General features: G+C 73.0%; 16 protein-coding genes. 9 read left to right on the forward strand and 7 right to left on the reverse strand.

Features of this window, described 5'->3' with window-relative positions:
• Window positions 1-15 precede the first annotated feature (15 nt).
• Window positions 16-3318, reverse strand: a complete 3303-nt coding sequence (locus tag ACSNOA_RS20320) for a DUF2961 domain-containing protein (RefSeq protein ID WP_436660508.1) — start codon at window positions 3316-3318, stop codon at window positions 16-18.
• Between the two features lie 243 nt (window positions 3319-3561).
• On the opposite strand from ACSNOA_RS20320, the gene ACSNOA_RS20325 reads away from it, so the two are divergent.
• The 7 genes from ACSNOA_RS20325 (at window position 3562) to ACSNOA_RS20355 (ending at window position 10690) form a co-directional block, all read left to right on the forward strand.
• Window positions 3562-5037, forward strand: coding sequence for a peptidoglycan DD-metalloendopeptidase family protein (locus tag ACSNOA_RS20325; protein WP_436660509.1), 1476 nt, complete (start codon window positions 3562-3564; stop codon window positions 5035-5037).
• Window positions 5038-5069: 32 nt separating this feature from the next.
• Window positions 5070-5216 carry a hypothetical protein gene (locus ACSNOA_RS20330; RefSeq protein ID WP_436660511.1) on the forward strand — a complete coding sequence of 49 codons (147 nt, stop codon included), beginning with the start codon at window positions 5070-5072 and terminating at the stop codon, window positions 5214-5216.
• On the forward strand, window positions 5216-6751 hold the full coding sequence (locus tag ACSNOA_RS20335) for an N-acetylmuramoyl-L-alanine amidase (protein WP_436660512.1): 1536 nt from the start codon (window positions 5216-5218) through the stop codon (window positions 6749-6751). The genes ACSNOA_RS20330 and ACSNOA_RS20335 overlap by 1 nt, the downstream gene beginning before the upstream one ends.
• 73 nt (window positions 6752-6824) lie before the next feature.
• A complete protein-coding gene (locus tag ACSNOA_RS20340) occupies window positions 6825-7247 on the forward strand; it encodes an acyl-CoA thioesterase (protein WP_436660514.1) in 423 nt (140 codons plus the stop codon).
• A gap of 42 nt (window positions 7248-7289) precedes the next feature.
• Complete coding sequence (locus ACSNOA_RS20345) at window positions 7290-7982, forward strand: spermidine synthase (RefSeq protein WP_436662390.1); 693 nt, start codon at window positions 7290-7292, stop codon at window positions 7980-7982.
• 52 nt (window positions 7983-8034) lie between these two features.
• Entirely contained in the window at window positions 8035-8520 is a 486-nt protein-coding gene (locus ACSNOA_RS20350; RefSeq protein WP_436660516.1) for a DUF2231 domain-containing protein, read from the forward strand.
• A 154-nt stretch (window positions 8521-8674) separates the two neighbouring features.
• A complete protein-coding gene (locus ACSNOA_RS20355; protein ID WP_436660517.1) occupies window positions 8675-10690 on the forward strand; it encodes a hypothetical protein in 2016 nt (671 codons plus the stop codon).
• Window positions 10691-10930: 240 nt separating this feature from the next.
• Here ACSNOA_RS20355 and ACSNOA_RS20360 read toward each other — a convergent pair whose 3' ends face one another.
• Window positions 10931-11617 carry a DUF305 domain-containing protein gene (locus ACSNOA_RS20360; protein ID WP_436660519.1) on the reverse strand — a complete coding sequence of 229 codons (687 nt, stop codon included), beginning with the start codon at window positions 11615-11617 and terminating at the stop codon, window positions 10931-10933.
• A gap of 81 nt (window positions 11618-11698) precedes the next feature.
• A complete protein-coding gene (locus tag ACSNOA_RS20365) occupies window positions 11699-12739 on the reverse strand; it encodes an NlpC/P60 family protein (protein WP_436660521.1) in 1041 nt (346 codons plus the stop codon).
• Window positions 12740-12868: 129 nt separating this feature from the next.
• Here ACSNOA_RS20365 and ACSNOA_RS20370 point away from each other — a divergent pair, with 129 nt between their 5' ends.
• Window positions 12869-14185: a family 43 glycosylhydrolase gene (locus ACSNOA_RS20370; RefSeq protein WP_436660523.1), complete on the forward strand. Its 1317-nt coding sequence runs from the start codon at window positions 12869-12871 to the stop codon at window positions 14183-14185.
• 144 nt (window positions 14186-14329) lie between these two features.
• Entirely contained in the window at window positions 14330-15643 is a 1314-nt protein-coding gene (nhaA, locus tag ACSNOA_RS20375; protein ID WP_436660525.1) for a Na+/H+ antiporter NhaA, read from the forward strand.
• Between the two features lie 27 nt (window positions 15644-15670).
• Here nhaA and ACSNOA_RS20380 read toward each other — a convergent pair whose 3' ends face one another.
• The 4 genes from ACSNOA_RS20380 to ACSNOA_RS20395 all read right to left on the reverse strand — a co-directional run bounded on the left by ACSNOA_RS20380 (window position 15671) and on the right by ACSNOA_RS20395 (window position 19199).
• Window positions 15671-16789 carry a YeiH family protein gene (locus tag ACSNOA_RS20380; RefSeq protein ID WP_436660527.1) on the reverse strand — a complete coding sequence of 373 codons (1119 nt, stop codon included), beginning with the start codon at window positions 16787-16789 and terminating at the stop codon, window positions 15671-15673.
• 19 nt (window positions 16790-16808) lie between these two features.
• Entirely contained in the window at window positions 16809-17375 is a 567-nt protein-coding gene (locus tag ACSNOA_RS20385; protein WP_436660529.1) for a hypothetical protein, read from the reverse strand.
• An 81-nt stretch (window positions 17376-17456) separates the two neighbouring features.
• The gene (locus ACSNOA_RS20390; RefSeq protein ID WP_436660531.1) at window positions 17457-18368 is read right to left on the reverse strand and encodes a LysR family transcriptional regulator; all 912 of its coding nucleotides are present in this window, start codon (window positions 18366-18368) and stop codon (window positions 17457-17459) included.
• Window positions 18369-18515: 147 nt separating this feature from the next.
• Entirely contained in the window at window positions 18516-19199 is a 684-nt protein-coding gene (locus tag ACSNOA_RS20395; RefSeq protein ID WP_436660533.1) for a TetR/AcrR family transcriptional regulator, read from the reverse strand.
• Window positions 19200-19244: the final 45 nt, after the last annotated feature.

Raw genomic sequence — 19244 nt, forward strand, 5'->3', positions numbered from 1 at the left:
GCCTCCCCCGGCCCGTCACAGGACGCTCGGCCGGGGCAGCTCACCACCGACGGCCAGGTGGTCGTGCCACTTCCAGGTGGTCTGGACGAACCGGCCGCCGTCGGAGAGCGACACGAAGGCGTCCGCCGCGGTGCCGCGGGTGAAGGTCACGATGTCGGCGCGGCCGTCGCCGTCGAAGTCGCCGACACCCGGCGCCTCGGCGCCGACCGCGAACAGGTCGTGCCACTTCCAGTTGTCCTGCACGAACCGGCCGCCGTCGGACAGCGACACGAACACGTCCGCCGCCGTGCCGCGCGTGAACGACAGGATGTCGTCGCGGCCGTCGCCGTCGACGTCACCGACGGCCGGCAGCTCGGTGCCGACGGCGAAGTGGTCGTGCCACTTCCAGCCGTCCTCGGCGAAGCGGGTGCCGTCGGAGCGGGAGACGTACACGTCGGCCTGCTCGTGGGTGCCGCGGGTGAACGTCACGATGTCGTCGCGGCCGTCGCCGTCGAAGTCGCCGACGGCGGGCAGCTCGGTGCCCAGGGCGAAGTGGTCGTGCCACTTGACGCCGGGCCCGAAGCCGGAGCCGGTCGACAGGGCCACGTAGACGTCGGCGCTGTCCCCACGGGTGAACGTGATGATGTCCGAGCGACCGTCGCCGTTGACGTCGCCGACCGCCGGGATCTCCGTGCCGGCGGCGAAGAAGTCGTGCCACTTGGCGCCGCCGGTGAAACCGGAGCCGGTGGACAGGCCGACGTAGACGTCGGCCAGGTCGCCGCGGGTGAAGGTGATGACGTCCGAGCGGCCGTCCCCGTTCACGTCCCCGGTCAGTGGAATCTCGCCGTCGAGGGCGAAGAAGTCGTTCCACAGCCAGCCGTCCTGCACGAACCGGCCGCCGTCGGAGAGCGAGGTGAAGACGTCCGCGGCGGTGCCCCGCGTGAAGACGACGGCGTCGTCGCGGCGGTCCCCGTCGGCGTCGCTGACGTTGCGGGCGCGGGTGGTCGCCGACACCTCGCCCGACGGCGGGCCCGCGTTGCCGGCGCCGTCGACCGCGACGACGCGGTAGTAGCGGGTCTGGTTGGCCGGCAGCGGGCCGTGCCGGAACTCGGTGGCGCGGGTGGTGCCGACCAGGTTGGCGGGTGTGACGGCGACGCCCGGCGCGGTCGAGGAGTAGAGCCGGTAGGCGGCGACACCGACGTTGTCGGACGGCTCGGCCCACGACAGGCCGAGCGCGTGCACCCGCCCGCCGGCCAGGGTGACGCCGGCCGGGGCGGCCGGTGCGGCGGTGTCGGTGAACGGTGTGACCATGCTGTCGGCGGTGTAGCGCGCGGCGGTCCACGCCGGCGCCCCGCCGGCCGGGGTGAGCGTGACGGTGATCGCGGACCGGCCGCCCGTGAGCGACGCCGGCAGCACGAACTCGTCGGCGAGACGGCGCTGCCGGGCGTTGCCGAGGGGCTGGAGCCACACGCCGGCGGGTACGCCGTCCACCGTCACCGCGACCTGCTGGTGGCTGTTGGCCTGGTCGCCCTGGCGGCGCAGGCGTACGCCCTGGTTGCCCGGGTCGACGGCGACGCGGAAGGTGATCGCCGCCGTGGTGGCGCGCACCTGGTCGGTGAGGGGTCGGTTGTCGTCGTCGCCCTCGAACGGCGCCGTGAGCGCGTACTGGCTCGCCGCCCCGTCGGCGTAGGCGTGTGCCGTGCGGCTTGCGGCATCGCCCACGACGACGGTGTCGGTGCGCCTCAGCGCGACCGTGGGCTGCGTGTAGAGGAAGGCGGTGGAGGCGTACGTGGCCGGCATGTCGTTGGCGGGCCCGTGCTCGATGCCGAACCGCAGGGCGCTGGCGTACGGCACGGCGTCGCCGATCATGAGGCGGTACGCGGCGTCGCACTCGTCGGCGCATCCGCCGTTGCGGAGCAGGTGCGCCGTGTTGCCGGTGAAGGCGCCGCTGAACTCGCCCCGATTGAAGTACCAGCCCGACTCGTAGAAGTCCTCGGTGCCGGTGCCGTGGATCTGCGGGGTGGGTGAGCCGTCGACGTGCACCCGCTCGTCGCCTTCGAGGTAGTTGCGGGTGTTGCCCGCCCCGATGTGGCCCCGCATCGTGTGCGATACGCCCACGAACCGGCCGCGGCCGGTCTGGTCGGCCACCGTCCAGTCGCTGCCGCCGACCGCATCGGCGCGGCGGGACTGCGTGGTGAAGTAGCCGGCCACGCCGTCGGCGGCGAGCGCGCTCGTCCACTGGGTGCCCGGCGCGGAGGTGACCTCCGCCTGGACACCGCCGACAGCCGCGCCGGTGGTGTTCACGAGCGCAAGGGTGGCGCTGGACCGGAACGGCATCGGCCACCACGCGCTGTACCAGCCGCCGGGTGCCGCGTCCATGGCGAACATCAGCGAGCGGACCGTGCGCTCGCCCAGACCGCTGCCGAAGAACTCCCCCACCGGACTGTCCACGGTGGTCCGGCCGTCGAAGGTCATCCGCAACCGGAGCCCGGAGAGCGTGGGCTCGGTGGCCACGGCGTCGGGGATCCGCAGCCGCAGGGCGGTGACCGCCCGGGGACCGGTCAGGGTGGCGACGGTGGCCTGACCGCCAGCGGCGACGGTGACCGTGGCGGCGGCGGTGGTGGCACCCGGCTGCGCGGGCTTGGGGTCGCGGGTGCCGGCGGCGCGCAGCGTGTCGACGACGTCGGTGGCCCGGTCGGTGGGGTCGAACCGGGAGACGCCGGTCGCGTCGGCGAACCGGCGGTACGTGACGTGGTGGAAGAGCGGGTTGTTCTGCGTGGTGATCCGCATGGACGTGCGGTACGGCATCGGGACCTTGACGGTGACCCCGCCGGAGGTCTGGTCCGCGTTGCTGACCAGCGGGGCGACGAAGGGGCTGCCGAGACCGCCGTCGACCAGGTTCGGAAGGCCCGTGTCGACGACGGTCACGCCGTCCAGCTCGATGCGGATCCAGCCGGTGGCGCTCACGTTGCCGCCGTCGCGGGTGAACCAGATCGACTGGATCTCGCCGGCGCCGCGATCCTCGGCGATGACGCAGCCGCCGGACTGGCGCAGGCACGAGTAGGTGCCGACGAAGCCGTCGTCGTTCGAGCCGTCGCGGCCGAAGCTGGAGAACTGCTGCGTCCGGGCGCCGGCCGCGAGTTCGGGGAGCCGGTCGAGACGGCGGTACGCGTCCCAGCCGGTCGGCCCCTTGTCGTCGGCGACGGCGAGGGCGCCGGGAAGCCCGGGAGCCTCCGCGGTGTCCCGGTCCGGTGCGGCGGCCGTCGCCGCGGTGGGTGCGGTCAGGATGAGCAGTGCTCCGGTGGCGGCACCGAGCCAGCGGCGGATGCGGAGCCTCATGGTCGTCCCTCCGGCGGGCGCCGTGACGGAAATCGATTGCCGACGAGTACACCCCCAACCTCGACGGATGTCAATGCCTGCCCGCCCGGATCGCCACCGTGAAGGTTATTTACGGATCGCGCCCCTGCACCCGAGCCCGGCCGGCCACCCGGCCGGGCATTGACATCCATCGCACCCGTCCCCACACTCTGAGCAATCGATTCCCGTCCATGTCGATCGCCCCGTCGGATGGAGGAGCGTTCCGTGCGTACCCGAAGAAGCCTCCGCCAGCTGGGCGCGGTGCTCGCGGCCGCGGTGCTCACGGCGACCGCGGCGGTCGTCGCGACCACCGCCCCGGCGGCCGCGGCCTGCGACTACATCCCGCCGAACCACGACCCGAACGTCATCCGGATCGTCCACCAGGTCGGGGTGGCCCGTGCGGTCTCCGACCGCGTGCTGCTGGCCGGTTTCGAGGCCGGGTGGGTCGAGTCGCACATGAACAACCTGCCGTGCGGCGACAAGGACTCACTCGGTGTGTTCCAGCAGCGGCCGAGCCAGGGCTGGGGCACCCCGGAGCAGATCCTCGACGTCACCTACGCCTCGACCCAGTTCTTCAGCCGCGCCCAGGTGGAGGACGGGCGCTGCCCGGCCTGCACGGCCGGTCAGATCGCCCAGCGGGTGCAGCGGTCGGCGTTCCCCGACCGGTACGACCAGAGCGAGCCGAAGGCCCGCGCCCTGCTGGCCGAGGCGCGGGCGAGCGCCGGCGGTGCGGTCGCCGGGCGGGCGTTCTCGTTCGGGGATCAGCAGCATGTGACGATGGTGAACACCGGTGGGACGCTCACGAACTTCTCGTGGTCACCGTCGACGGGGATCGTCCGCCCCGACTGGGGCGGCGGACCGTTGACGGGCAAGACGGTCGGGTACGTGCACGACGGCCTGCAACACGTCTTCGCCCGCGGCACCGACAACACCCTGCGCCACTGGTACCAGTCCGGCACCAACCCACCCGGCCTGGACAGCTGGAACACCACCGGCCGCGTCATGTCCGACCCCACCGGCTTCGCCTACGGCAACCAGCAGCACGTCTTCTTCCGCAACCCCGAGGGCAACCTCGAACACCGCTTCTACGACACGGTCAACGGCCAGGTCTCCGGCGGCGTCTGGCCCGGCGGCACCTTCGTCGGCAACCCCCACGCCTTCGTCCACCGCGACCAGCAACACATCTTCGGCCGTACCGCGGCGGGAGCGCTCATCCACTGGTTCTGGTGGCCCGGCATCAACCCGTCCGTCGACAACTGGGGCATCACCTCCGGCGTCGCCTCTGACCCCACCGGCTTCTCGTACGCCGGGAACCAGCACCACGTCTTCTGGCGCAACACCGACGGCAACCTCGCCCACCGGTTCTTCGACGACCCCTCCGGAACCCTCAACGGCGGCGTCTGGGCCGGCGGCACCTTCGTCGGCAACCCCCACGCCTTCGTCCACGGCGACCAGCAGCACATCGTCGGCCGCCGCGCCAACGGCGACCTCATCCACTGGTACTGGTGGCCGGGAACGAACCCCGCCAACGACACCTGGAACGCGCTCGGCGTCGTCGCCGGCGACCCCATCGGCCTGTCCACCCCCGGCCAACACCACATCTTCTACCGCACCACCAACGGCACCCTCGAACACCGCTTCCACAACGACGCCACCGGCCAACTCGGCCTCGACAACTGGGGCGGCGCGCTCGCCGGCTGACCCGCCTCGACCTCGTACCCCGAAGGAGCGTCATGACCCGCACCCGTTCCCGGCTCCGCCGCCGGACGCTGCTCGGCCTACCGGCCGTCGTGGCCGCCGCCGTCGCCCTGGTGGCCCGCCCGGCGCAGGCGGCGCCCCGGCCCGCCGAGTGCGTCGCCGACCTGATGGGGCAATCCTGATGGCCACCATCCCGTGGCTCGCCGACGTCCTGCGCGCGGAGGGCATCCCGGTCGTGGAGGAGGGCGACTGGCGCAACCGGATGGTGTCGGGGTCGTTCAACCCGATCGGCGTGCTGTGGCACCACACCGCCGCCTTCTCCAGCCCGAGCAACCCGCACCCCGCGCTGAACACCTGCATCTACGGCCGGCCCGACCTCCAGGGCCCGCTGTGCCAGGCGCTGGTCGACTACAACGGCGTGTTCCACCTCATCTCCGCGGGCCGCTGCAACCACGCGGGCGCCAGCCGCGGCAGCGGGCCGATCCCCGCCGGCGACGGCAACACCCTGCTGGTCGGGTGGGAGATCGACTACGGCGGGGACCAGGCCACCGACCAACGGATGACCGCCGCGCAGTACACCAACTCGGTGCGGGCGACCGCCGCGGTGCTGCGCCGCCTGGGCCGCGACGCGAGCTACGCCCGCGGGCACCGCGAGACCAGCACCACCGGCAAGATCGACCCGTCCTTCATCGACCTCGACGCGATGCGCGCCGACGTCGCCCGGGCCCTCGCGGGCGGCGGGCTCGGCGCCGGTGTGGCCGGACAGGCGTACGCCTACGGCGACCAGCAACATGTCGCCGTCGTCAACACCGGCGGCACCCTGATCAACCTGTCGTGGTCACCGTCGACGGGGATCGTCCGCCCCGACTGGGGCGGCGGACCGTTGACGGGCAAGACCGTCGGGTACGTGCACGACGGCCTGCAGCACGTCTTCGCCCGCGGCACCGACAACACGTTGCGGCACTGGTACCAGTCCGGCACCAACCCACCGGGCCTGGACAGCTGGAACACCACGGGCCGGGTGGTCTCGAACCCGACCGGCTTCGCGTACGGCAACCAGCAGCACGTCTTCTTCCGCAACCCCGAGGGCAACCTCGAACACCGCTTCTACGACACGGTCAACGGCCAGGTCTCCGGCGGCGTCTGGCCCGGCGGCGCGTTCGTCGGCAACCCCCACGCCTTCGTCCACCGCGACCAGCAACACATCTTCGGCCGTACCGCGGCGGGAGCGCTCATCCACTGGTTCTGGTGGCCCGGCATCAACCCGTCCGTCGACAACTGGGGCATCACCTCCGGCGTCGCCTCTGACCCCACCGGCTTCTCGTACGCCGGGAACCAGCACCACGTCTTCTGGCGCAACACCGACGGCAACCTCGCCCACCGGTTCTTCGACGACCCCTCCGGAACCCTCAACGGCGGCGTCTGGGCCGGCGGCACCTTCGTCGGCAACCCCCACGCCTTCGTCCACGGCGACCAGCAGCACATCGTGGGCCGCCGCGCCAACGGCGACCTCGCCCACTGGTACTGGTGGCCGGGAACGAACCCCGCCAACGACACCTGGAACGCGCTCGGCGTCGTGGCCGGCGACCCCATCGGCCTGTCCACCCCCGGCCAACACCACATCTTCTACCGCACCACCAACGGCACCCTCGAACACCGCTTCCACAACGACGCCAACGGCCAACTCGGCCTCGACAACTGGGGCGGCTCCCTGTGAGCCTCCCGGCCGGGCGCTGCCGTGACGGCGGCGCCCGGCCGGGACTGTCGTACCCCTCGGTAGGCTCGGACTCGTGGGAGATCCGTTCCGGGTCCGCGTCACCGTGCGCGGCTACGAGCTCGACACCCAGGGCCACCTCAACCAGGCCGTCTACCTGCAGTACGGGGAGCACGCCCGGTGGGAGTGCCTGCGTGCCGCCGGCATCCGGCAGGACCGGCTCCTCGCCACCGGCGTGGGGCCCGTCGCGCTGGAACTCACCCTGCGCTTCCTCAGCGAGCTGCGCGGCGGCGACCAGGTGGACGTGTCCTGCGCGTTCCGCTGGGGCGACCGCAAGACGTTCCACATCGACCAGGACTACACGCGCCCCGACGGCAGCCCCGTGGCCACGCTGACCGGTGTGGGCGGTCTGCTCGACCTGTCCGCCCGCCGGCTGGTCCCCAACCCGCGCGAGAGGTTCCGCGACCTGGCCACCGACCCGGGTCCGCTCGGCCTCTGAGCCGCCGGGAAATCGGCTGGCACGGCCCGGCCGCTGGCCTAGATTGGCCCGGTGGGCGAGGCGGCGACGGTGATCGACCGGGTGGTGACCGAGCGCGGTGAGCTGGTGCTCCGCCACCGGGCCGGGCACTACGAGATCATCAGCAACGGGGTGTTCCTCATGGACACCCGGGCCGGCGCCTCGGAGCGGCTGCTCGTACGGGAGGCGCTGACCCTCGTACGGCCGGGGGCCCGGATCCTGATCGGCGGCCTGGGGGTGGGCTTCTCCCTGGCCGAGGCCGCGGCGTCCCCGGTACCGGCCGAGATCGTGGTCGTCGAGATCGAGGAGGCGCTCGTCGCCTGGCACCGGTCGCGGCTGGCCCCGTACAGCGCGCACGCCCTCGCCGACCCTCGGGTCCGGGTCGTCACGGCCGACCTCGTCGCCTGGCTGCGCGCCACCGACGAGGTCTTCGACGCGATCTGCCTCGACACGGACAACGGTCCCGACTGGACGGTGTTCCCGCAGAACGCCGCCCTGTACGACGACGACGGCACGGCCCTGCTCCGCGACCGGCTCGCCCGCGGGGGTGTGCTCGCCGCGTGGAGCGCGTCGGCGTCGCCGGCGTACGCGGCCCGCCTCGCGGCGACCGTCGGCCCGGTCACCACCCGGCGCGTCGAGGTGCCGCGGGGCGAGCCGGACGTCGTCTACCTGGCCCGTCGTGTGCCCGGGGATGACAGGCCGGGCGTCTGCGGATAGCGTTCGCTGCCTGATCTGGCTGATCCCTCCCCCTCACGTACAGGAGAGGCCGTTGTTCGAGGAGTTCATGGGCATCCCCGCCCATCCTCTCGTGCTCCACGCCGCCGTCGTGTTCGTGCCGCTGCTCGCCCTGCTCGCCATCGGCTACGCCCTCGTCCCACCGATCCGCTCCCACACCCGCTGGGTGCTGGGGCTGCTGGCCGTCGGCGCGCCGCTCGCCGCGCTGGTCGCGAAACTCACCGGTGACGCGTTCTTCCACCGGCTGCGGACGGCCAACCGGGTCAGCCCCGAGTACGTGCCGAAGCTGGAGGCGCACCAGCAGCTCGGCAACCTGACGCTCTACACGACGATCGGGCTGGCGGTCGTGACGCTGGCGCTGGTCTATCTGGTGGTCCCCGCGTCGAGCGGCCCCGGGCCGGCCAACCGTGCGCTGACGTGGCCGGTGCGGATCCTCACCGTGGTCGCCGCGGGTGTGAGCGTCTACTACGTCGTCCGCACGGGTGACTCCGGCGCCAAGGCGGTCTGGGAAGGACTCTGACGCGCCCGGCATTCACACCGGTTTTTTCGTCCTTCGCGAATACATCCATGATCCCTAACCGGCGGGTAGGCGGTACGGTCCTTACTACCGCGGCGCGCACGCGCCCCGATGCGCGCCGCCACCACCTCGGGGCACCGTGCGCGGAGGAACACGCATGCAACGATCACATCGCACCTCGGGCGGCAAACGCCGCCTCCTCGGCGCCGCGGCCACCGCGGCGCTCCTCATCGCCCTGTTACCGGGCACGGCGTCGGGCCAGACGTCCGACCCGGACCCCCGGATCGGTCTCGGCGGAGGCTGGCTCGACGCGCAGAGCGCGAGCGGCAACCTCGACCTGCTGGCCCACCGGGACAAGCCGGCCGGCATGGTGAACCCGGCGAACCCGGGTGACTTCGGCTTCGTCTCGTCCGACCTGGCCTTCGGCGGCAACCACGCCTTCGTGGGCAACTACAACGGCTTCAACATCTACGACATCTCGCAGCCGGCGAACCCGACCCTGGTCACCAGCGTGGTGTGCCCGGGTGGGCAGGGTGACGTCTCGGTCTTCGGCAACCTGCTCTTCATGTCGGTCGAGGAGACCCGCGGCCGGCTCGACTGCGGGACGGACGTGACCACCGGCACGCGCTTCCAGGGCGTACGCGTCTTCGACATCAGCGACGTGACGAAGCCGGTGCAGGTGGCCGCCGTCCAGACCTGCCGCGGCTCGCACACCCACACGCTGGTGACGGACCCGGACGACAAGGCGAACGTCTACGTGTACGTCTCCGGTACCGCGGGCGTGCGTCCGGCCACCACGATGGCCGGCTGCAACAACACCCCGGCCGCCGGTGACAACCCGGCGCGGTGGCGCATCGACGTCATCAAGGTTCCGCTCGCGGCCCCGCAGCAGGCCGCGGTCGTCAACAACCCGCGGCTGTTCGCGGACCCGCAGACCGGCGCTGTCGACGGCCTGCAGAACACCCCGCCCGCGCCGACCCACCCGTCGGGCGGTTCGTGGAGCCCGTCCCCGGTCACGGACGCCTGCCACGACATCACCGCCTACCCGGAGCTGGGGTTGGCGGCGGGTGCCTGCGAGGGCAACGGCATCCTGATCGACATCTCCGACCCGGCGAACCCGGTGCGGATCGACGAGGTGTCCGACCCGAACTTCGCGTACTGGCACTCGGCCACGATCAGCAACGACGGCAAGAAGGTCGTCTTCACCGACGAGTGGGGCGGCGGCACCGGCCCCCGCTGCCGGGAGACGGACCAGCCGCAGTGGGGCGCCAACGCGATCTTCGACATCGTGGACCGGAAGATGCACTTCGCCAGCTACTACAAGCTGCCGGTCCCGCAGACGCTCCAGGAGAACTGCGTCGCGCACAACGGCTCGCTGATCCCCGTACCGGGCCGGGACATCCTCGTCCAGGCGTGGTACCAGGGCGGCATCTCGCTCATGGACTTCACCGACTCGGCCCACCCGCGGGAGATCGGCTACTTCGACCGTGGCCCGATCAACCCGGCCGCGAGCGTCCTGGGTGGCTTCTGGTCGGCGTACTGGTACAACGGCCAGGTCTACGGCAGCGAGATCGCCCGCGGCTTCGACGTCCTCGGGCTCAAGCCGAGCGAGCACCTGACCGCCGCCGAGATCCAGGCGGCCCGTGAGGTGCAGGTGCCGCAGCTCAACGCCCAGAGCCAGACGAAGATCGACTGGGCGCCGAGCTTCGCGGTGGCCCGGGCCCGCTTCGACCAGCTCGCGCGGACGTGCACGACGAGCATCACGAACCGGCACAACGGCCCCCTGACGGTCAGCGGTGTCACCTGCCTCGACGGGGCCACCGTCTCCGGCCCGGTCACCGTGCGTCCGGGCGGGTCGCTGCTCGCCATCGACTCGTCGATCTCCGGCCCGGTGTCGGCGGCGAACGCGGCGGCGGTGCACCTGTACGGGAGCACCGTCCGCGGCCCGGTGAGCATCACCGGCACGCGGGGCAGCGCGGCCATCGTGAAGAGCGAGGTCAGCGGCCCGGTCGTGTTGACCGGCAGCGGCACCGGCTCGGTCGAGCCGATCGTGGCGGACAGCACGGTGCGGGGCCCGCTGTCGTGCAGCGGCAACGCGCCGGCGCCGATCAACCTCGGCGCGGCCAACCGGGTTTCCGGCCCGGCCACCGGCCAGTGCGCCAATTTGGACTGACGTCACCGACGGTCCATCCCGAGGGCCGCGTCCTGCTCCGGCAGGGCGCGGCCCTCGCCCGTGCGGGGCCCACCTCCGCTGTCGATCATGCACTTGTGGTGCCCGACGAACCCTGATACGCCCCTTTTGGCAGGCACCACAACTGCATGATCGACCCTGCGGCTGCGGCGGCGCGGCACGGTGTGATGTGATGTGGTGCGCGGTGGGTGGGCGGACCGCGCGGGGGCGGGGGCGTGGGCGTCAGCTTGCGAGGCGGCCCTGAAGCTCTCGCAGGCTGCGGATCTCGATGCCCTGGTCGGCGTTGACCTCACGGGCGAACCGGTCGCTCGCCGGCTCGAGGCCGCCGCCGGCACCGTAGAGCTGCTGCACCATGGTCAGCGCGCCCTCGTGGTGACGGATCATGAAGTCGACGAAGAGCCTGTCGAACTGCGCGCCCCGGGCGGCCGCGAGCTGGCTCATCTGCTCCGGGGTGAGCATGCCCGGCATCACGGCGTCGTGTGCGGCGTGGTGCTCGTGCGGGCCGGGGAGCTGCTCGCCGCGCTCGGTGAGCCACCGCTGCATCTGCGCGATCTCGTCGCGCTGCGACGTCTCGATCCGCTTGGCCAGCAGCGACACGTCGCGGCTCTCCGCGCGGTCGGCCACGAGCGCCGTCATCTCCAGCGCCTGGGCGTGGTGCCCGATCATCCGCTGCATGAACTGCGTGTCGGCCGCGTTGTGTGCCGGTGGTGGCGGGAGCTGCGACTGCTCGGACGGGGACAGCGCCCGGCCGGCCTGACCGGGGGCGCCGGGCTGGACGACGTGGGGAGCCGCGGCCGGCCCGTCGGGCCCGTCGTCCCCGGTGAGCTGGACGACGGCGAACGCGGACGCGCCGAGGGCGGCGACGGCGGCCACGACGGCGATCAGGATGCGGCGACGAGAGGAGAACACGGTTCGATCACCGTAACCGAAATCGGCGTACGTGGCGACAGCCGTCCGGCCGTCGCCGCGACCGGGACGATCCCCGGTCCGTCACGGGAGGAACCGGCGGGCTCCGGCGTACTCGAACGCGTACCGGTGCTCGGCCATCGGCACGTACTCCAGCAGGCTCTCCGTGGTGGACGAGTTCGCCGGCGCGTCGATCACATAGCCGTCGCCGGCGTACATCCCGACGTGGTGGATGCGACCGGGACGCCCGTAGAACACCAGGTCGCCGGGCTGGAGCTGGTCGTCCGGCACGGGCGTGCCCGCCGCGTACTGGGGCGCCGCGTCGCGCGGGATCGTCACGCCGTGCAGGCCGTAGACGGTGTGGGTGAAGCCGGAGCAGTCGAACCCGAATGCCGAGGTGCCGGCCCACAGGTAGGGCAGGCCGACGAACTGGCGGGCGGTGGCCACCAGGTCGGCGCCGGTGGGAGCCGGGATGTCGCCCGCCGTGGGGTACGTCGCCACGGCGTCGGCCGGCAGCCAGCCGGCGCCCGCGGGCGTGGCGACCCGCACGGCCGCGCCAGCGCGGGCCAGCAACGGCAGGCGGGTGTTCAGCGACAGCTCCGCGAGGTGCCGCCTGCCGAGGGGGTCGGCCGACAACCACGCCGTACGGGCGGTCACCTGCACGACCGGCCGGGAGCGTACGAGCGTTCCGAACCGCGCCGCGGCACGCACCTGGGCCGCCGGGACCCAGCCGGGGTAGCCGGCCTCGTTGCGCGGGGTGGGCTGCCCGTGGATGGCGACCTGCAACCAGTCGCCGGACCGGGCCAGGACGGTGACCGGCGTGCCGTAGGTCGCCTGCGTCTCCAGCCGCCCGATCAGCCAGGCCCGCTCGGGCAGCGTCATCGCCGCGGTCCAGGCGCGGATGTCGACGGGGTCGCCGACGGCGGGCGCGTCCACCGGCCGGTCCTCCCCCGGGCGTACCCAGGCCGTGGCGACCGCGACGTCGACGTAGGCCGTGTCGCCGACGGCCAGCTCGGGACCGGTGGAGCCGTCGGCGTGGCCGGCGGCGGGAGCCGGGACCGCCGGGCCGACGGCGAGCACGCCGGCGGCCGCGGCGAGCAGGGCGGCGCGGACGATGGTACGCACGTCGACCTCCGGGAGGATCGGCAACGATTCGTCAATATCCTTCACTCATCGAGGCGTTGATGCAATATCTCGTCACATCGGGCGCCCCGGCACGCGCACAGCCATCGATATCTGTGGTTAGACTCGGTCATGCGTCGAGCCCTCGCCTGCCTGTCCGCCGCGCTGGTGGCCGGTTCCCTCGTCCTCACCCCCGTCGCCGCCACGGCGGCGACCACGCCCGCGGCGCTCGTCATCGCCGACGACTTCCCCGACCCCGACGTCATCAAGGTCGGTGGCACGTACTACGCCTACTCGACCAACAACGGCCACGGAAACGTGCCCGTGGCGACGGCGACGTCGTTGACCGGGCCGTGGACGCGGCGGCCGGACGCCCTGCCCACCCTGGGCGCGTGGGCCAACGGCGGCCTCACCTGGGCGCCGGACGTGTCCGCCCGGGCCGACGGGCGGTACCTGCTGTACTACACCGCGCGCAGCCGGGCCGTCGGCCGGCAGTGCCTGGGCGCCGCGGTGGCCACCTCGCCGCTGGGCCCCTTCACGCCGGTGGGAACGGGCCCGCTCGTCTGTAACGGCGCCGAGGGCGGCGACATCGACGCGTCGAGCTTCGTCGACGGCGACGGTCGGCGCTACCTGCTCTACAAGGACGACGGCAACGCCATCGGTCAACCCACGAGCCTGTGGTTGCAGGGTGTGGCCGCCGACGGCGTGACGCTCCAGGGCGGCCGAGTCGAACTCCTGCGCAACGACCGGCCGGAGGAGGCGGGCATCATCGAGGCACCGGTGCTCACCAGGGTCGGCGCCCGCTACGTGCTGTTCTACTCCCTGGGCGGATACGGGGGCGACGGCTACCAGACCAGCTACGCCACCGCCACGTCGCTGACCGGCCCCTACACGAAGGCGTACCGCTCCCTGCTGACGACCGCCTCGACCGACGGCGCCGTTCGGGGCCCCGGCGGCGCCGACGTCGTCCGGGAGGCCGGCGGTGACCACATCGTGTTCCACGGCTGGATCAACAACTACGGCGCGCGCGGGATGTACGTGGCGGCGCTCGGCTGGGCCGGCGAGTACCCGGTGGTGCGGGGCAGCCGCGTCCGGTACGAGGCGGAGCGCGGCGTCCTCAACCGCTGTGCCGCGCGCAGCACGCCGACCGCCTCGCAGGGACAGGTGGTGGCCTACCTCGACTACGCCGACAGCTGGGTCGACGTCACCGTCTTCGCCCCCCGCGCGGGCGGCTACAGCGCGCACATCGCGTACGCCGCCGGCTACGGCGACGCGCAGCACACCCTGACGGTCAACGGCGGCTCACCCCAGGTGGTGACCTACCCCAACTCCGGCTGGGAGACCTGGCGGCAGGTACGGGCCGATGTCACGTTGAACGCCGGCTTCAACACCATCCGGCTGACTCACCGTGACCGCTGGGCCGAGATCGACTTCGTCGAGATCGCGTAGTCGGGCGGCGTGGTCACGGGGCGCCGCCCGGCGGAACGGGCGCGCGCCGACGGGGTTGGTGATCATCGGCCGGGTAGGATGACGGGTGGTGTGCCGGGAAGTCTGGTCGGCGGTGACGTTCACCGACCCCCGGAGGAGCTTCCGATGGCCATGCCGCCCCCCGACCGCACGACGCTGCTCGGCCGCGGCAGCTGGCCGGAGGTGCGACGCATCGGCGACATCCTGCGCACCGAGACCGTGGGCGGGATGCTCCTGCTCGCCGCCGCGGTGTTCGCCCTCGTCTGGGCCAATTCGCCCTGGTCGGAGGCGTACCGGCGGATCGGCCAGCAGACGTTCGGCCCCGCGGCGCTGCACCTGGACCTCACCTCGGCGCAGTGGGCCGCCGACGGCCTGCTGGCGATCTTCTTCTTCGTGGCGGGTCTCGAGCTGAAACGCGAGTTCGTGGCGGGCGACCTGCGCGAACCGCGCCGCGCCCTGCTGCCGGTGGCCGCCGCGCTCGGCGGCATGACAGTCCCGGCGTTGATCTACGCGGCCTTCAACGCCCGCGCCGGTGACGGGGCGTTGGCGGGCTGGGCCATCCCGACGGCCACCGACATCGCGTTCGCCCTCGCGGTCCTCGGGGTCATCAACACCCATCTGCCCGCCGCGCTGCGGACGTTCCTGCTGACCCTCGCGGTGGTCGACGACCTGCTGGCGATCGTGATCATCGCGGTGTTCTACACGGGCTCGCTGCACTTCGGGCCGCTGCTGCTGGCGCTGGCGCCGCTCGCGCTGTTCGGCGTGCTCGTGCAACGCCGCGTGCGGTCCTGGTGGCTGCTGCTGCCGCTCGCCGCGGTGACGTGGGCCCTCGTGCACGCCTCCGGTGTGCACGCCACGGTCGCCGGGGTGGCCCTCGCCTTCACCGTTCCGGTGCTGCGGCGCACGCCGGGGCCCGGCCCGGGGCTCGCGGAGCACTTCGAGCACCGGTTGCGTCCCCTGTCGGCGGGGGTGGCCGTGCCGGTGTTCGCGTTCTTCGCGGCCGGGGTGTCGCTCGCGGGTGCGGGAGGCCTCGCCGCCACCCTGGGTGACACGGTCGCCCTGGGCGTGGTCGTCGGGCTGGTCGTCGGCAAGGCGACCGGCGTCTTCGGCGCGACCTGGCTGGTGCAGCGGTTCAGCCGGGCCCGGTTGGCCGAGGGGCTCGGCTGGTGGGACGTCTTCGGGCTGGCGCTGCTGGCCGGCGTCGGTTTCACCGTGTCGCTGCTCATCGGCGAGCTGGCCTTCGGGGCGGGCAGCGAACGCGACGACCACACCAAGATCGGCGTGCTGCTCGGGTCGCTGCTGTCGGCCCTGCTGGCGACCGTCGTCCTGCGTGCCCGCAACCGCCACTACCGGCGGCTCCGCTGGGTCGAGGAGCGCGACAGCGATGCCGACGGCGTACCGGACGTCTACCAGGGCCGCGACCCGGGCGCCGACGTCTGATCCGGCGTCGGGACCGTCCCGCGCGGTTCAGGCCGTGAGCAGGACGCCCGCGTACGACACGCCGGCGACCACCACCCACGCGCTCAACCCCAGCGCGGCGGCCCGCGCGCCGGTGCGGGCGAGCGTCGGCAGGTGCACGGCGCTGCCGAGCCCGAACAGCGCGGCGGAGAGCAGGATCTCCTGCGCCACGGCGGCGCCGTCGAGCCCGCCCGCCGGCAGCCAGCCCGTGCTGCGCAGCCCGATCATGGCGAGGAAGCCGACCACGAACAGGGGCACGATCGACGGCTTCGCGGCCGGCGCGGAGCCGTCCGCGCCGTCGCGGTGCGCCCGGCGTCGCCGCAGTCCGAGCGCCACCACGGCGACCAGCGGCGCGAGCATGGCCACCCGCATCAGCTTCACGAGGACGGCGTCGGTGAGGGCCGCCGGGTCGGCCGTCTGGGCGGTGGCGACCACCTGCCCCACGTCGTGCACGCTGGCCCCGACCCAGCGCCCGAACTGGGCGGCGTCGAGCCCCAGCGGATGTTGCAGCAGCGGGAGCACGGCGATGGCCAGCGTGCCGCACAGCGTCACGAGGGCGACCGACGCGGCGGCGTCCTCCTCGTCGCTGCCGCTCGCCGCGCTGACCGCGCCGATCGCCGAGGCGCCACAGATGGCGTAGCCCGAGGCGATGAGCAGCGGCTGGTCGCCGGGCAGGCCGATGCGCCGGCCCAACCACCACGTGCCGGCGAACGTGGCCGCCACCACGGCGACCACCATCACGATGGTCGGCCAGCCGAGCGCGCGGACGTCCTGCACGCTGAGCTTCAGCCCGAGCAGCACGATGCCGATGCGCATGAGGCGCTTGCCGGCGACGCTCAGACCCGGCCGGGCGACGCCGCGCACCCGATCGCGCACGGCGGGAAGGTGAGCGGCCGCGATGCCCAGCACGACGGCCGCCGTCAGCGTCGGCACGGCGGGCACCGCCCAGTGCACCGCCCAGGCCACGGCCGCCCCGACGGCCGCGGCGACCAGCCCGGGGACGATGCCGCCGCCGCGCGCGCCCGCCGGCCGTCCGGCGGCGTCGGAATCGTCGTGGCCGCGCCGGCCACCGGCACGCGGAGACGCCGCCGGGCCCGGTGTGTGTCCGGCCGTCCCGGTCAGTGTCATGCCGGCACCCGTGTCCCGGTCACGCGTCGTCGGCCGGGTGCTCGTACACCCGGCGGACGCTCGACCCGAGGCGGGAGATGTCCGCTCCGTAGATGTGCAGCGAGACGGCCTTGCCGGTCCCGCCGTTCCACACCCGGTGGATGTCGCCGGGCGGCGCGAAGCCGCACACCTCGCCCTGCCGGTTCACGACGTCCTGCGTGGCGACGAGCCGCGCCGTGGCGCCGTCGGACACGAGGCGGTAGCGCCGCTCGTGCTCCTCGCCCTGGTGCACCCCCGTGACGCACCAGGCGACGTGGTCGTGGATGGCCGTCCGCTGACCGGGCAGCCAGACCAGGGCCACGATCGAGAAACCGCCGTCGCGCTCCGCGTGCAGGAGGTGCTGGCGGTAGCGCTCGGGGTCACCCTCGTACTGCTCCGGCGTGAGCAGGTCGGACGCGCCCAGGTGCGGGGCGAGCCGCTCCCCCACCAGGTACGCGGTGAGGTCCGGGGGAAGGCCCCGGTCCACCACGTCCCGGACCTCCTCGACGAGCCGGGCGAGGCGCGCAGTGGGGGCGGTGACCAGGGGAACGGCGGCCGAAGTGCTCATGACCCCAGCCTGACCGCTGACTCCCATCACGTCCAACAACAGTTTCTTGGCCGAGCATAAGGAGCGCTTATCGAAGGCCCCTCACTCCGACTGATCGGCCCGCCGTCCGGCCACCGACGCGAGCGCCTCCAGCACCCGGGCGGTCGCCGGGATGCGCAGGTGCTCCCGCAGGACGTACGCGGACACCTGACGCCGCGAGGCGGGCGACAGGGGCCGGCCCCGGACCTTGTCGCGGCGCAGGAAGGAGAGCGTGAGCCCGGGCATCATGGCCACGCCGAGGCCCTGCGCGACGAGCGCCTGCACCGCGAGGTTGTCGTCGGTGGTGAACACGATGTCGGGCGCGAACCCGAGCTGCGCGCACTCGTGCAGGAAGTTCGTACGGCACCGCAGGCACCCGGCGATCCAGCGCTCCTCGGCGAGATCGGTGAGCTGGACGGCCCGGCGCCGGGCCAGCGGGTGCCCGACGGGCAGCAGCACGGTGAGCTGGTCCTCCAGCAGCGGGATCTCCACCAGCTCGTCCGGCACCTCCTCCCGCAGACCCGGGTAGGTGAAGGCCAGCGTCACGTCGCTCTCGCCGTCCACGACCCGCCGCAGCGAGTCGGGGGGCTCGTCCTCGAGCAGCTCCACGCGGATCCCCGGATGCTCCGTCGAGAGCAGCGCCATGGCCTCCGGCACGAGCGTGGCGTTGGCGCTCGGGAACGCGCACACGCGTACCCGGCCGGTTCGCAGCCGTGCGATGGCGGCCATCTGCTGCCGCGCGACCGACATGCTGCCGAGGATGGTCTCCGTGTGGCGGGCCAGCGTCTCCCCCGCCTCGGTCAGGCGCAGCCGCCGTCCCACCCGGGTGAACAGCGGGGTGCCGACCTCACGCTCCAGCGCCTTCATCTGCTGCGTGATCGCCGGCTGGGTGTATCCCAGGGCCTGCGCCGCCGCGGAGTACGAGCGCGTCCGGACCACCTCGTGGAAGGTCCGGATGTGGCGCGAGTCGAACACCGTCGGATCATAGGTCGGCCGCCCACCACCTGCCCACGGTCGTGGGCCGGGCCACAACCGCCGCCGCGCCGGGCGCCTCGGGCCGGGGGTCGGCCGGCGGACCGGGGTCGGCGATCGGCCGGCGGGCCGGGGGTCGGTGGTCGGGGCTCAGGACGGGTCGGGGGTGAGGAGAGCCCGCAGCAGGCCGCGCAGGGCGCGGTCGAACAGGTCCGTGGCGGGAGGCGCGGCGGGCGGCTGGCGGAACGCCGCCACGAGGTGCGGGTACGGGGTGAGGTCGATCCCGGCGAACGTGAACCCGGCACCGGCCGTCGTGCGGCGGGCGAACAGGATGGCGATGCCGTTAATCATGGCGATCGCCTCGAACTTCGCGGTGAGCGTCGCCGGGACCGCCGCCATGATCCCGAGGGCGGCGTCGAAGAACGCCAGCGCCTCGGGGCCGATGGCCGACGCGCGTTGACTCAGCTCCCACAGCCAGGGGTGGCGCTCGTGCACCTCGCGCTGCGCGCGGGCCATCCGCAGCAGCGCGTCCATCCAGTCGCCGTGCGGTTCGGGGTACGGACGCAGCTCGGCCGCCACCCGGTCGGCCATCAGGTCGAGCAGGTCCTCGCGGGAGGAGAGGTACCGGTAGAGCGAGGCGGCGCCGGTCTCCAGCCGCGCGGCCACCGCCCGCATCGACACCGCGGCCAGGCCCTCGGCGTCGGCGATGGCGACGGCCGCCGCCACGATGTCGTCCCGGCTGTGGGCGGGGGTCGGCCCCCGCGTCCCGCGCTCCGGTCGCCGCCAGATCGAGTCCCGCTGCGAATGACCGGTTTCGGATGCTGCGTCGCTCACTGATTCACTGTAAACTGCAAACACCGTTCGCAGTTTCTAGGACAA

Origin of the sequence: Micromonospora sp. URMC 103 (assembly GCF_051386435.1) — a bacterium.
Lineage (GTDB): Bacteria > Actinomycetota > Actinomycetes > Mycobacteriales > Micromonosporaceae > Micromonospora.

Bases quoted from the DNA above. Each gene is read 5' to 3' on its own strand.
- nhaA (WP_436660525.1), top strand. From the start codon at position 14,330: ATGGCCATGCCGCCCCCCGACCGCACGACGCTGCTCGGCCGCGGCAGC.
- ACSNOA_RS20370 (WP_436660523.1), top strand. From the start codon at position 12,869: ATGCGTCGAGCCCTCGCCTGCCTGTCCGCCGCGCTGGTGGCCGGTTCC.
- ACSNOA_RS20380 (WP_436660527.1), bottom strand. From the start codon at position 16,789: ATGACACTGACCGGGACGGCCGGACACACACCGGGCCCGGCGGCGTCT.
- ACSNOA_RS20320 (WP_436660508.1), bottom strand. From the start codon at position 3,318: ATGAGGCTCCGCATCCGCCGCTGGCTCGGTGCCGCCACCGGAGCACTG.
- ACSNOA_RS20335 (WP_436660512.1), top strand. From the start codon at position 5,216: ATGGCCACCATCCCGTGGCTCGCCGACGTCCTGCGCGCGGAGGGCATC.
- ACSNOA_RS20385 (WP_436660529.1), bottom strand. From the start codon at position 17,375: ATGAGCACTTCGGCCGCCGTTCCCCTGGTCACCGCCCCCACTGCGCGC.
- ACSNOA_RS20330 (WP_436660511.1), top strand. From the start codon at position 5,070: ATGACCCGCACCCGTTCCCGGCTCCGCCGCCGGACGCTGCTCGGCCTA.
- ACSNOA_RS20355 (WP_436660517.1), top strand. From the start codon at position 8,675: ATGCAACGATCACATCGCACCTCGGGCGGCAAACGCCGCCTCCTCGGC.